The following is a 14,820-nucleotide window of genomic DNA, read 5'->3' on the forward strand; positions in this document are numbered from 1 at the left end:
CCATAGGCTAACGAAACCTGCGTCCCCTCAGACGAATGGCATGGTAGAAAGAGTAAATAGAACCATTAAGTCTAATACAATTTTAAAACACTCTTATAATTCATACGACCAGATGCATAAAGATCTCTTTAATTTTATGTGTAACTACAATTTATACAGAAGACATGGCTCACTGAGAAAAGAACTTGATGTTAAAACACCAATTCAAGCAATTTATAAATGGTATCAATTAGAACCTGAAATATTTATTGTAGAACCAAAAAAGTTTGAAAATAAACTACTAAATTTACAAGACAAGATTAATCAACTTCCGTTAACAACCTTGTGAAACTTTACATATATTAACTAAATTCAGGGTTGTCAAATCTACTGAGGTGAAGCAATATTCACCTTGATTATTTTTCTGTTTCTTCCAGATTCACCCAATAAATAAATGGATTCTGAATTTATTTGGTTACTGCGTTTTGCACGCAACATAAAGTTATTGTTTCCCTGTAGAAGAAATTCATTCCGATCAACAACTTCATATCTGTTCAAATGAACCTGTGTAATTTGAAATTTGCGGTTGTTATAAATTCCGTTATAATTAAAATAATCATCTAATTCTAATTCGTTGTTTTTTTGCGAATCATTGAAAAAGATATAAATGTCATTTTTGTTATGCAAGTATGAGAATGATGAGAAATATCCAAAGTCGTTAATGGAATGTTGGAATTTAGGAATGCGATCACTCCAGATATGCTTTCCTGTTTTGTCAAAATAGGACACCATGATTGAATTGTAATTATAATGCTCTGTAGTAGTTGTTATATTTGTTCTAGGGTCATAATTACGTTCTGTATATTGATTGTAGTGTTCGCTGAGTAAAAAGTAAGAGCCGTCTGATAAAAGAACCAAATCACGTAAAATCATATCCTCTAATTCCTTTTGTCGATCAAGTTCTTTAGCGGTTAAGAATTTTGATAAAAAAGCTTTTGTAAATTTATAAGTATGATTTTGTTTAATTGTGAAATCCTTATTAATAATTAACGAAAACACACCGTTAACGGTCTTCTTCCGTGTCTCATTTGTAAAACCTGAAATCAATAATTCTCCCTTGCCATCATAATGCATTTTAACACCATTTATCCAACGGTTATTCAAACGCAATTCGAACTCTTTAAGGAATTTGTTTTCTGGTTTATAAGCCCATAAAGCATAGGTATTATTTACCAATTCGTTATCGATAGATTTGTTATCTAAATTCAATCCGTAATTACATAAAAGATAAACGGGCGACTCACTCGAGTAATAAATTTCTTCAATCGTTAAGCTTTGCAAAGCATAAGGAGATTTTAAAGTATTCTTCCATTTCGTTTTTCCTGAATTGTCTAATGCTAAAAGATAAATTTCTTGTTCTGCTAAGTTGCGGAATTTGTTATGTCGAGCAATTAAGAAACCTTTTTTGTCTTCAGCTTCTTTGATATGATAATGCTCGTCAAATCGAACGGAATCAACAATCGAATATTGCAATCTCTCACCGTATTGGTTGAATAATTCAAGGCTTATTAATGGTGTTAAATCCTTATCTCCTGTTAATATCGAAAATAAAAAGATAGTGTCATTGGAATAAAAGACTTCTTTCGGTTCGTTATAATATTCTTCTTCTAAAACTGAATAGATATTAACCTCGTCAACAAAAGCCATATTGCTTTGTGCAAAACGTCTTACATTTAATTCTTGCTTTTTACGATTGCTAAATGCATAATCTAAAGTGAATAAATGTTGATCGTTCTCGCCAATGAAGCCGTTGAAGTTTTCTTTTTTAGTTATTTCATAAACTGGTCCACTTATGGGCGTGTTTAATTGCCCAAATACAAATTGGTAACCGAAAAATAATATGACAATTAAACTAAGTTTCATTTTAATACCCGTTCTTTTAACGCTATAGATCCGTTTTTATTGGCTAGTTGTCCGCAAGCCGCATCAATATCTTTGCCTCTGCTGCGTCGAACATTAACCACTAAATTTAGTGATTCTAAAAATTCCGCAAATGCATCCACTTTGTTTTTGTCAGCTTGTTGAAATTCTCCCTGATCAATCGGGTTATATTCAATGATATTAATTTTTACGGGTACATTTTTACAGAAATCAGCCAATTCCCTTGCATCCGCTAAGGTATCGTTGAAGTCTTTAAATATGATATATTCAAATGTGATACGAGATCCTGTTTTTTGATGGAAATATATGAGCGATTCAGCTAAAGCATCTAAATTGTTCGAATCATTAATCTCCATGATCTCACTACGTTTTTTGTCGTTCGCAGCATGTAATGATAAGGCTAAATTGAATTTAACTTCATCATCCCCCATTTTTTTAATCATTTTAGCAATTCCCGCAGTCGAAACAGTGATTCGTTTAGGAGAAATTCCCAACCCTTCTTCGCTAGTTATTTTTTCAATACCAGCCAACATGTTCTTATAGTTCAATAATGGTTCACCCATTCCCATAAAAACAATATTGCTTAAAGCTTGATCGTAGTGCTCATGTGACAGTCTTGTCAATAGTAATACTTGATCGTAAATTTCTCCTGCAGTTAAATTCCGCATTAGTTTTAAACGACCGGTTGCACAGAATTTACAAGCTAAACTACAACCTACTTGTGACGAGATACAAGCTGTTATTCTAGAGGTTGTAGGAATCAATACACCTTCAGTAATATGATTGTCAAAACTTGTGAAAGCACATTTTATAGTCTCATCATTACTTTTTTGTTGATCGGATATTTTAATATTGTCAATAAAAAATTCAGTATCTAATAAGTCAATAACTTTTTTAGATATGTTTTTCATGTCATCAAAAGAATGGGCACCCTTCTTCCATATCCACTCATACACCTGCTTGGCTCTGAATTTCTTTTCTCCCGCCGCTTCCATTATTGCAATTATTTGCTCCAATGTCAATTCCCTAATATTCTTTTTTGTACTCGCCATATAACTTTTCCTGTTACAAAGGTAATGAAAGTGAACTTAAGTCTTGCAAATTCAATGTTAAATGGATATTTTCATACACTTATGAAAACTGTTGTTAATCGAACGGGGAAGGTGTTTTATTATTTCATTGAACTCGTTTTCGCATTTGTCGCTTTTTACTTTATTGTCTTTTTTGGCGGTGGTTTATTCGGTTTTGGTGAGCTGCAGGAAGATGGGGTGAAGATTTATGTGAAATCGAATGGGGTACATACAGATATCTGTTTGCCTGTTAAAACTCCTTTTTATGATTGGACAGCTTTGATTCCATCAGAAGATTTTGGCAATGTTAAACAGTTGAAATATGTTTCTATTGGATGGGGAGATAAAGGTTTCTTTCTAGATACGCCCGAATGGAGTGATTTAACTTTTTCTACTGCTGTAAATGCAGCTTTTTTGAATAGTGGTACTGCCATGCATGTCGCTTATTTTTCAAATGATTTATTGCATTCTGAATCTTGTAAAACATTATTCATTAGTGAAGAACAATATTCAAAACTGATTAAATACATCGAGGGAAGTTTTACGCTGAAAGATAATAAAGCGGTTTTAATTCCAGGCAGAGGTTATTGGTCGAATGATAATTTTTATGAAGCCAATGGTAATTATCATTTATTTGAGACGTGCAATCGCTGGACCAATAAAGCGCTTAAACTTGTTAATGTAAAAACAGGGTTATTTGCTTTGTCTGCTGATGGGATCATGATGCACCTATCCAAATAATTTTTTTCAACTTTTTTTATGGAATGTTAATGATGCCTGCATCTTAATAGAGAACATAAAAAATAGGATTATGAAAAAGAGCATTTTAATTATAGCAGTTTTATTGTTTACAGCGATAAGCAGTTCTGCGCAGGTAGGTTTAGGAACAATTAAAGGAACAGTTTATGAAGCAGAGAATCCAACGATAGTAATTCCTTATACAAAGGTTTGGGTTGAGACGGAGTCGGGTACAAGAAGGGTTAAAGCTGATATAAATGGAAAGTATTCTATTGAAGCTTTGCGACCGGGTACATATAATGTAATCTCTAAAGGATATGGTTTTGATACGATGCAAATTGCTTCAGTTAAGGTATCAGCTGATGGATTTACAACGGTAAATATAATGTCTACCAATCATAACGTTATGACTACCGTTACTGTTGTTTATAATTCGGTGAAAATTGAACATGATATAGTAAAGATCAAATTTTTAACAGAGGATATCGAAAATTCAGTTTTCTTAAGAAGCCCGGTTGATTTATTGGTGGGTTCATCTTCGGATATTACAATGATTGAAGGTACAAATGATATTATTATTAGAGGTTCACGACCTGGTGATGCAATTTATTATATCGATGGTGTTAAGATGGATGATATGGGCTCTATTCCAGGAATTGCAATTAGTGGTCTTGAAGCATATACTGGTGGTATTCCGGCCAAATATGGCGATACAACAGGTGGTGTAATTTCTCTTGAAACAAAAGGTTATTTTGATTTGTATTATGCGTGGAAAGCACGCCAATAAATTCTAAAAAACTGATTATTAATCTGTCCAGTTAAAATAAATTAATTGGACAGATTTTTTTATATTTTACTGTAACAATTCGCATTTACTACCGTATGAATTCGTCTGTTTTGAGCTTATTGAAAGATTAATTTGTTTTAGTCCAATCGGTAATCAAATAACAATCCTTATCTTTGAGAGTATATTATGGAATTATCTGCATTTATAACCGCTTTACTGAAACAACACAATTGTGTTATTGTTCCTAATTTTGGGGGATTTATAGCCAATTATAAATCTGCGGTTATTGATGAAGTCAGACAGCAAATTCATCCGCCTTCTAAAAGCATCTTATTCAATGCAAAGTTGACCAATAACGATGGTTTATTGGCAAATTATGTTGCCAAGCAAAATACATCGACTTATGACGGAGCATTGTCTTATATTCGAGAGAATGTAGTGAGTTGGCAAGAGCAACTTAATTTGGGTGAACGCATTGAGATCGGAGATATGGGTTTTCTATATCTTGAAGAGCAAAACTTAGTTTTTGAGCAAAGCAGAGATGCAAATTTATTGTTGAATGCTTACGGTTTAACAAGTGTGAATTTCGTTCCATATGTTGCTCAACAGGCCGAAAAGAAACCTGTAATTGTTGCAGAGAAAATAGAAGAGAAGGAAGCGGTTGTGATTCCGTTAAAAGTCGAAACGCCGCAATTTGAGCAGACAGCAAATAGTACTGTTGAACCTGAAGTTCTAATTCATGAGTCTGTTGAAGAAGAAGTTGAAGTTATTGCGATTGATTCGAAAAGAAAATGGCGACCAAAATTCAAGTATATCGCTGCTGCTGTTGCATTACCATTCTTGTTTTATTCGTATTGGATACCAATGCAAACTGATTTTTTAAATACTGGAAATATTCAAGTAGCTGATTTTAATCCTTTGCACAAAAACGATCAGCGGACGTACAATTCAAGATTAAATATTGATGAGTTGGTTGTTTCAACTGTTGAAAATAAATCTTGGAATGAATTGACTACAGGTCTAAATGAATCTGTTGAAATTTATAATTTCCAATTTGATGATCAAATTTTCATTCCTGTTCGTTTAGATAAAAATGAAATTGAAAAGGTTGTTGAAATTGCTGCTGAATCTGTGGTTCCAGCAACAAAAACAATCGAATATCCATACCATGTAATTCGTGGTTGTTTTTCTGTTGAAGAGAATGCTGAAAATTTAGCAGCTCAATTAAAATTAGAAGGAGAGAATGCTTTTATAGTTGATAAAAACAAAGGACTTTATCGCGTAAGTGGAGGTGGTTTTGATAATGCTGAAACTGCAGCAACAAAACTTGAAGCATTAAAAGCTAAAGGCATTTCTGGTTGGATTCTTAGAAAATAACTGCCGTCTATCAATTCTTTTCTTCTTTTATCCTTTTAATCCACATCTTAGCATTAAACCATTTTGTAGCTTCAAATTAGATTTGTAAATTTACCCGCTTACGCATTAAGTTAAAATTTATGAAAAAAATAGCGGGATTTCTTATTTTTACAATGGCATTTGGTTGTGTCTTTGCACAAGAAAAATTAACGAATCAAGAAGATAGTAAATATGAATTTAAAAAAATAGCACATTTAGATGCAACACCAGTTCAGTCGCAAGGTCGAACAGGAACTTGTTGGAGTTTTTCAGCACTTTCATTTTTTGAGTCTGAAGTAACTAGAATGGGTAAGCCAGAAACGACATTGTCTGAAATGTATATCGTTTACAATACTTATTTAGGTAAAGCAGATAAATTTATTCGAACTGACGGGCATACCAATTTTTCAGAAGGTGGTGCATTTCACGATATTCCTTGGGTGATTAAAAGAAAAGGAATTGTTCCAGCATCTGTCTATTCAGGTTTAAATTACGGAACAGAAACACATACGCATGCTGAATTATACGAAGTGTTAAATGGAGCGACAGAAGGTGTTTTAAAATCAACTAAAAATTTACGTGGTAGTGCTGCACTTTCATCTTCATGGCAAAATGCTTTACGTGGAATTTTAAATGCTTATTTAGGACCAATTCCTGAAAAAGTTGAGGAATTTGAGTTTACTGCTGATGGAGCAAAATATAATCCAATCACTTACCGTGATCATTTAGGTTTAAATATGGATGACTATGTTTCTATTACATCATTTAGCAATCACCCTTATAACGAAAAATGTTTTTTAGCAATTGCTGACAACTGGGCATGGGGAGAAAGTTATAATGTAACATTAGAAGATTTATGGGCAGTCGCTGAAAATTCACTAAAAACGGGTTATACTTTTGCATGGGCATCAGATGTATCAGAAGATTATTTTGATTTTAGATCTGGTTTAGCTGTCGTTCCTGAAGACAAATCAACAATTCAAGTTCGTGGTCAAAACAATAAAAATTTCTCTGATGCAGGAGCAGAAAAAATAGCATCTTGTTTTATGGAGCCAGTGAAAGAACAAGTAATTACGCAAGAAATTCGTCAAGCTGGTTATGATAATAAACAAACAACTGATGATCACGGCATGCATGCAGTTGGTCTTTATCAAGATCAAAATAAAACAGATTATTTATTAATTAAAAACTCATGGGGAACAGGTAACCATTGTGATGGTTATTTATATGTTTCTAAAGCGTTTTTTGATTATAAAACAATCAATATTTATGTGCATAAAGATGCTTTACCAAAAGAATTAAGAAAGAAGTTAGGATTGTAAAAAATCCCTATTGATTTTATAAAACAGCCAGCAATTTTTTTTGTTGGCTGTTTTTGGTTAAACCCGTCCTGTTCATTACGCTAAGGTTGTTGTAAAAGGATTCGAGGAGATATGGTTGGCGTGACTTTCTGATCTGACTATCTATTTTTAATGGTTTGAATTTCGGGTTATATGTGGCCCCTACACTTCGTCTGGCGCTCAGTGCGGGGTAGGGTTAAGAAATACGAATTTCTAAATTCTAAATTTATATCACTTAGCTATCAAAACGGATTTAGAGGTGGAAACCTATACGTACTAAACGCGAATGTAACTCAATTCATGGCAGACCCTAAAGGGGTCACATGTTCTACTTATGTTTTTATGCTAAAAGAAATGTCTCAACAAGAAATTGACCTGCTTGCATGCACAAAATTTTATATCACCCCTGCGGGGTTTTAAACTTTCTTATGGCAAACTAATTATCGAAGGAATTCTTCCTCCGCTATTTTATGTCGTCCCTTCGGGACTTGGTTTTTCTTATCACTATACAACTCTGCGTCGTTTTTTAGGAACTATTTGAAAGGAACAAGTCCCAAATTAAAGAAGAATACAGAAATAAACGCTTTGTGAACTTCGTGCCTTTTTTAACCATTGTAGCTTCTGCGAAGTTGGTCTCCGAGAGCTTTGCGGTTAACTTCGTCAAATCGCTATTCGTTTTTTACTGGGACATCAAATGTCTTAACCACAAAGGCCGCTAAGCAGAGTCAAAAGACACAAAGAAAAAGGAAGACAATTTTTAAATGTACATTCCTGAATAGAGTTGACCGTTTTCATGAACGTACAGAAAGACAAAAGACTTTTTGGATGGTTACCTGTGACTTCGTACTGATAGCTACCCCCAACCGGTTATGTTTTGATTATACATGATCCCATTCTCGTCCCTTTCAAATAAATTATGTCACCCCTGCGGGGTTTTAAACTTTCTTATGGCAACCTAATTATCGAAGGAATTCTTCCTCCGCTATTTTATGTCGTCCCTTCAGGACTTAGCTTTGCTTTATCGTTTAATCAGGAATTATTATTGGCTTCCCCATCAAATCGGAAGATATGCAGGAAACTTTTGAAAGAAACAAGTCCAAAATTAATAAGCATTATAGAATTATTCGCTTTGTGAACTTTGTGCCTATTTAACCAACGTAGCCTTGGCGAAGTTGGACTCCGTGTGCTTTGCGGTTAACTTCGTCAAATCGCTATTCGTTTTTTACTGGGACATTAAATGTCTTAACCACAAAGGCCGCTAAGCAAACCCATAGGACGCATATAAAAATAAAGACAATTTTTAAACTCTAAAGACTAGCGACTCAAGACTAGTGACTATTTAACTATTTAAACTGTTCCATTTATCCTGCATAGCGAAAAACACGAAATTTATGCTTAGGACTCAGGTCAACTTAAATGTACCATTATAACCTTTCCTCAACCATTACGTATAGTTTACCGTTAGTTTAGTTACTAACCAAAACTAATTTTATGAAAAAACTGTACGTATGTCTAACGTTACTTGCCGGACTATTGCCTATTGGCAATACAATTAATGCGCAAGTGGCAGTTAGTAGCCCAATGGTATCAACGACAATTAGCAATCCATCAGTATTAACTTATGATGCGCGGGTGTCTCCTGATTTATCACATATCCATGATCCAGAACAATGTTTAACGGATCATATTACAAAAGATTGGATTACGCAAGCTGGAATTGCCGATGCATATGCGGAATCGATTACGCGTCAAAACAATTTAGTTCGTCGTGGCGGCGGTGGTGGCGATAGGTCTTCATATACCGTTCCTGTTATTTTTCACGTGATTTATAATACGGACGAAGAGAATGTGTCTGCTATTGATATTGAAGCATTATTGGATGCGGTAAATGAAGATTTTGCTGCTGATAATGCTGATATAGATGATGCAAGAGATGGATTCGGATTTGTTGGGGCAAATGCTGATATTGAATTCTGTTTAGCAACTACTGATGAAGATGGTGAAGCACTTTTAGAGCCAGGAATTCATCGTGTAGAAACGGAAGAAGTTTGGTATGAATACGGTGATGAAACCAATAAAATGAAAAGTTCTATTGATGGAGGTAGTGGTACTGAACCATGGGATAGAGATCAATATTTAAATGTATGGATTTGTGATATTACAAACGGTGCCTTGGCAGGTGTTGCTGGATATGCTTATCTTCCAACAGTCGAATTCTTACCGCCGTCAAATATAGATGGGATTGTAATTGATTATAATTTAGGTCTTGAGCCTTCTAATCGTGTTTTAACACATGAGATTGGGCATTTTTTAGGTTTACCACATACATGGGGTAATGATGGCGGTTGTGATGATGATGATGGTTTAGATGATACACCAAGTACTGCTGGTCCATCTTTTGATTATGCTGGAACTTGTTCTGGTTCTCAAACTACTTGCCCTGGCATTCAAACACAATATGAAAACTATATGGATTATTCGAACTGTACAGTAATGTTCAGTGACGATCAAGTTGATTTAATGCATTTAGTTCTTGAAGATTCTCGATTAGAATTAACTGAATCAACAAAATGTGTTCCGCTTGTAGAAACGGCACCTGTTGCAGATTTTGAAGGTGATCCAACGATTATCGGAACAGGTGGGGCAGTAGGCTTTGACGATTTAAGTGATAATTTCCCAACAACTTGGACTTGGACTGTTGCACCGATGACTGGTGTCAGTTATATATTAGGAACTGATGCTGCAAGTGAAGACCCAATTATTCAATTTGACGAAGAAGGATTTTATACTATAACATTGAATGTCTCTAATGGAGCTGGATCTGATTCAGAATCTAAAGTTGATTATATTCAGGTTATAGAAGGTGGCGGAGATGTGAGCTGTGATACTTTGAGAAATTATACGGATGAAGAATTGGCTGGGTCAGTATATTATGGCGTAACAGGAGAAGCTGGTTATTATCCTGCACAATTTACGCTAGACGAAGGAGGGTTCAGAGCGGAGTTTATAGCAGAAGGTTATACTTCGTTAGCACCAATTCAAATAGCAGGAATTAATATTCCAATTATTCAGGTTGATGATATTCTTGGAGCAAGTGTGATTACTTTCCATGTTTGGGATGATGCTGGTGGAGAACCAGGAACAATATTGGGTTCAACTGAGGTGCCTTTAGCCGATTTAAATGCAGGTTTTTATAATAATATTGAATTTACGCCGGCAATTTCTGTAGTAGGTGATTTTTGGGTTGGGTTTGAATTTGATTATTCTGCTGGATTTGATACCATCATATTTACTACAACGGCTTTCGATGATCGGCCAAGTGGGGAGAGTTCAACTATTTTAAAATTCGATCCTGAAACGGATTGGTTAAGAACTTCTGAAATATTCGGATCTGCACCTGATTGTTCGTTAATTATGGATGTGCTTGTTGGCGGTGATGGTGGTCCTCCAATTTCATTGGTTAATATTCCAGTTGGAATTGCTTGTGAAGGAGTAGATGTTGAGTTGGATGGTTCAACTTCAATTAATGCAACTGATTATTTGTGGGAAATTACAGATGGTGACGATACTTATTTCTTTGCTGGAGATATTATCAATGAAGCTTTTGATGTTGGAACATGGGATGTTTCTTTAACTGTAGAAGGTGCCTGTATCAGTGATGTTTCAGCTGGTCATTCATTTACAATCAATGATGAGTTAGATTTAGAGGTTGTGGTGAGTAATGAGAATTGTATTAATGAAGATGGACGTATTACCTTTATCGCTTCTGGTGGTGATGGTGGTCCTTACAATTATTCAATTGATGATGGATTGTTCTTTGTAGCAACAAATGTTTTTGAAGATTTAGCTTCTGGAACTTATAATTATGTTGTAACGGACGATAATTTATGTGAGATAAGTGGGGTTGCTACAATAGGTGTTGATAGTGATTTTACACCAGGTATTTCTGACGATGTAACTATTGACCTTGGCATGTCAACTGAATTGACTGTAGCTGGTGGTATTTCTTGGAGTTGGTATGAAGATGGTGACTTAATTGGTAGTGATGCGTCTATTACAGTCTCTCCTGTTGTGACTACGACTTATACTTGTATCGTTACGAATGATGATGGATGTGTAGCAGAAGTGGATGTTGTTGTAACTGTAGACAATGGTGCTGGTATCAATGATTTTGAATTAACGAACTTTGTTCAGATTTATCCAAATCCGACGAATGGTGAATTGAACTTAAGTTTTGATTTGTCTGAAAAGGAAGATCTAAATATAACGTTCGTCAATGTTATCGGAGAAAATGTAATAGCTGTTCAATTATCACAGGTTCAACAAGATATTATACACATAGACTTAAGTAAATTGTCTAATGGCATTTATTTCGTGAATATTAAAGCGAAGAATGGTGTTTCAAGTCAGAAAATTATTCTGAATAGATAGACCGGATAAATAGGATATTAAAAAGGGGAACAATTAATTTTGTTTCCCTTTTTTTATTTTCATTAAAGATTAATCTTCCATCAAGGTTTCAAGGACAGGCAAACTTTTCAATGCCTTAAAATCATCCAAAACAATATGTAGATAATTGACCAAAGCTAATAGGATAGATTTACGAATTTCTCTGTTGATTGCTGGATCATTTTTACCGTCAAAATCTGCATTTACAATTGATAAGAGTGTTGATGTTAAAGGGGCAGATAAATAATTAGGATGCTGTGGTTGAGTTGAAGTGAATGAACAATTTTTCATGTCAAAATACCGCGGATTTTCGACCATATTAGGGAAGAAACCTATAAGCTTTGTATAGTGAAATAAGAATTTAATAGGCAAGTTAGCATAAGTTTCAGTCAAGTCGAGTACTTGTAGTATTTGGCTTATAAAATCGTATAGTTCTTCGTTTTTGTCATGCGATTTTAATGTGTTTAATAAGATTTCGTTGATGAAAAATACAATGCTCGATTTAAAAGGATCAAAAGGAATTGACTTGTAAATAATGGCCGCTTCAATGCCTGAAACCTTCGCCAATTCACTGTCGTTTCTTTGGTAAAATTCAATAGATAATTGATTTAACGGTTGAATTAAGTTGCCTTTTTTATTCTTGCGTTTGGCGCCTTGAAAAATAAAACTTTTTACACCCTCTTCTTTCGTTAAAACTTTAAGAATAATACTCGTTTCTGAATAGTCAGTTTTACTTAAAACTATTCCATCAAGGGTGAATTTTGCCATTAATTAATAAACAGAATTTTTGCGACATTCTTTCCTTTACCAGTAACCGATCCCGTCCACACTAAATAAACACCAGATTGGGCTCTATCTCCATATAAAGTTTTACCATTCCAAATTACAGTTCCACCATTGGACACCGTTTGATATAAAACATTACCAGAAATATCAGTGATTTTAACATCCGATTCATATCCTAAACCTTGAATAGTAATAGGTCCTGAAAATTCTGGCCTCACTGGATTTGGGAATACCGTTACTTCACTAAATTCCGGATCTGCTAAAGTAGCATCTGAACGGAATGATACGAGTCCATTGGTTGTCGCAAAATAAACCTCACCAGATAATTGATCGACCTGAATATCTGAGATGCTATTACTGATAAGCGGACTATTTTCTGCGGTGAAGTTATAAATCTCTTCTTTGCCGTCTTCACTAATACAGAAAACACCTGCAGAAGCGGTGCCAATCCATTTTCTATTTCCTCCATCAATGGCAATTGCTGTGATAGATGAGGTTCCGAATAATCTTTCGTTTTCAGAATCAACGCGAATTAAAATTGGGTTGGCATCCACAGCGCCATATTCATTACTAAATAAATTAGCTGTTGAATATAATATAACAAGCCCCTCTGCAGTACCAATCCATATTTCACCGTCAGCATCCGCTGCAACGCTTAAAATATTAGCGTTGGGCAAATTGCCGAAGCCTTCAGCAGTTGTTAGTGTATGAATTTGGTCGTCAGACTGGTCGGCTAAAGTTCCTCCGTCATCAAAGGCTATTAATCCACCACCTGCAAAGCCAGCCCATTTAACATTGTTTTGATCAATTATTAATCTAATTGGAGGTCTATTTCTTGCGCTAGCACCTAAACTAAATGAATAATTATTGCCGTCTGGTGTAAATACTTTCAATGGTTCTATTCCTGCATTGAGGATCCATAAATTACCATCTTGATCATATTTCATATCACCTATTGATATTTGACCACCGTTAATTTCAATATTCGAGTTTTCCGGATCATAAGCTTCGACTATATCTTTACCATCTTTAACTATTTTCAATCCTCCTAATGAAAAGCTTCCGAAAGCAAACTCGTTCGTGTTATTAGGATTAACAGCAACAGAAATAAAATCCCAATCAACGTCAAAATCCATTTCTTCTTGGTTGCGAAAATTGAGATTTGTCCAATTTTCATCTTCAAAAACATAAATACCACTTCTGTCAAATATATTTGCTCTATTAGGTGTCAATCCTCCACCTGCAATAACAGCTTTTCCGTATTGTATATCTAATTTAAATGCTGCGTCAGTTGCTGGTCCATTCGAATAAATTGTCTGAGCCGACCACGAATTTAAAGCTTTTACTAAACCAGACTCTGAGTCAGCAATCCAGAATTGGCCATCTCTCAAAACGCTTCCAACAGGTGCTACAGATTTAAATGGGTATTGAAAAATTAGCTCTAAATACGTTCCTTCTATATTTAAACTTTGCACGGAAGCATATTTGTTGACGAGCATAACATTGTCGTCTTTGTCAACATAAAAATCCTTAACATCAATATCATATTCAAAGTAATTAGTAATATTATCTTTAATGTAAATGATGGTGTCTAAATTGAATGTGTCTGAGTCTAATAGGAAATATAATCGATCACCAAAAGATTCAATTATAGGTATTTTTTTATCGACCATTGATTCTGGTAAATTGGTTTTTTTACGCCAATTGTTAAAATCATTTAAATAAGGCTGATCTTTGTGTGCGCAATAAATGCCATTTGGTGTGCCTACAAAAATCGTGTCTTGATGAATTGTAGCATCATATATTAAGGGATTATTGTAAGGGTAATAAGTATCCTTTATTTCATTTTTTTCGATGTCATATACGATCAACCCTAATCCTGTTGATACATAAGCCAAGTTTCCGTCAAAACAGAAATTGAAAATCGTTTTGTCCCCACCAACATCGGCAGCTTTTATCCAGGGAATATTCGTAACGGTATTGTTCTTCAAAACATCTAAATTACCATTGGCATATCCTATAAAAACAATGTTATTATGACTTGCGATTTTTGAAATACTCAATTCTGAAAGGCCATTGATGGGAGTGATATCTTGTAATGAATTGTCCTCAGTATCGTACTTAATTATTCCATTTGCACATGCCATGTAAACTGCATCAGACGTTTCGCAAATTCCCTTCGCTGTGAAAGCTGAGAAGTGGACGCGCCATTGATTCATTCCTATTTGGGCAAAACTGTATGCGTTAGACAATAAAAGTGCAAAAAACAAAAATTTTCTCATCGTATTCAAAGTTACATACAAATAACCGTTTTCTAATAAAAATATTGTTTTGA

Annotated in this window: 10 protein-coding genes; 6 read left to right on the forward strand and 4 right to left on the reverse strand. The window is 34.6% G+C overall.

Going from position 1 to position 14,820, the window contains the following annotated elements; translation table 11 throughout:
* The coding region (locus tag T367_RS22625; protein ID WP_157454261.1) for an integrase core domain-containing protein at nt 1-328 on the forward strand (328 nt) is incomplete at its 5' end.
* Between the two features lie 38 nt (nt 329-366).
* Here the strand turns inward: T367_RS22625 and T367_RS0114990 are convergent.
* Together T367_RS0114990 and rlmN are read right to left on the reverse strand one after the other, a co-directional pair.
* Nucleotides 367-1,902 carry a hypothetical protein gene (locus T367_RS0114990; protein ID WP_027420580.1) on the reverse strand — a complete coding sequence of 512 codons (1,536 nt, stop codon included), beginning with the start codon at nt 1,900-1,902 and terminating at the stop codon, nt 367-369.
* Nucleotides 1,899-2,972, reverse strand: coding sequence for a 23S rRNA (adenine(2503)-C(2))-methyltransferase RlmN (gene rlmN / locus T367_RS0114995; protein WP_027420581.1), 1,074 nt, complete (start codon nt 2,970-2,972; stop codon nt 1,899-1,901). The genes T367_RS0114990 and rlmN overlap by 4 nt, the downstream gene beginning before the upstream one ends.
* Before the next feature lie 81 nt (nt 2,973-3,053).
* Here rlmN and T367_RS0115000 point away from each other — a divergent pair, with 81 nt between their 5' ends.
* From T367_RS0115000 to T367_RS0115025, 5 genes are all read left to right on the forward strand, one after another.
* A complete protein-coding gene (locus T367_RS0115000) occupies nt 3,054-3,731 on the forward strand; it encodes a TIGR02117 family protein (RefSeq protein ID WP_027420582.1) in 678 nt (225 codons plus the stop codon).
* 70 nt (nt 3,732-3,801) lie between these two features.
* Nucleotides 3,802-4,515: a carboxypeptidase-like regulatory domain-containing protein gene (locus tag T367_RS0115005; RefSeq protein WP_027420583.1), complete on the forward strand. Its 714-nt coding sequence runs from the start codon at nt 3,802-3,804 to the stop codon at nt 4,513-4,515.
* Between the two features lie 186 nt (nt 4,516-4,701).
* Nucleotides 4,702-5,892, forward strand: a complete 1,191-nt coding sequence (locus T367_RS0115010) for an HU domain-containing protein (RefSeq protein WP_027420584.1) — start codon at nt 4,702-4,704, stop codon at nt 5,890-5,892.
* Nucleotides 5,893-6,011: 119 nt separating this feature from the next.
* Nucleotides 6,012-7,232 carry a C1 family peptidase gene (locus T367_RS0115015; RefSeq protein ID WP_027420585.1) on the forward strand — a complete coding sequence of 407 codons (1,221 nt, stop codon included), beginning with the start codon at nt 6,012-6,014 and terminating at the stop codon, nt 7,230-7,232.
* A gap of 1,509 nt (nt 7,233-8,741) precedes the next feature.
* Nucleotides 8,742-11,681 (forward strand): zinc-dependent metalloprotease, encoded by a 2,940-nt coding sequence (locus T367_RS0115025; protein WP_027420587.1) that lies wholly within the window; start codon nt 8,742-8,744, stop codon nt 11,679-11,681.
* 69 nt (nt 11,682-11,750) lie between these two features.
* On the opposite strand, the gene recO is transcribed toward T367_RS0115025, so the two are convergent.
* Both recO and porZ read right to left on the reverse strand, forming a co-directional pair.
* Complete coding sequence (gene recO / locus T367_RS0115030; RefSeq protein WP_027420588.1) at nt 11,751-12,467, reverse strand: DNA repair protein RecO; 717 nt, start codon at nt 12,465-12,467, stop codon at nt 11,751-11,753.
* Nucleotides 12,467-14,767, reverse strand: coding sequence for a type IX secretion system anionic LPS delivery protein PorZ (porZ, locus tag T367_RS0115035; RefSeq protein WP_027420589.1), 2,301 nt, complete (start codon nt 14,765-14,767; stop codon nt 12,467-12,469). The genes recO and porZ overlap by 1 nt, the downstream gene beginning before the upstream one ends.
* Nucleotides 14,768-14,820: the final 53 nt, after the last annotated feature.

Origin of the sequence: Crocinitomix catalasitica ATCC 23190, assembly GCF_000621625.1 — a bacterium.
Classification (GTDB): Bacteria; Bacteroidota; Bacteroidia; order Flavobacteriales_D; family Crocinitomicaceae; genus Crocinitomix; species Crocinitomix catalasitica.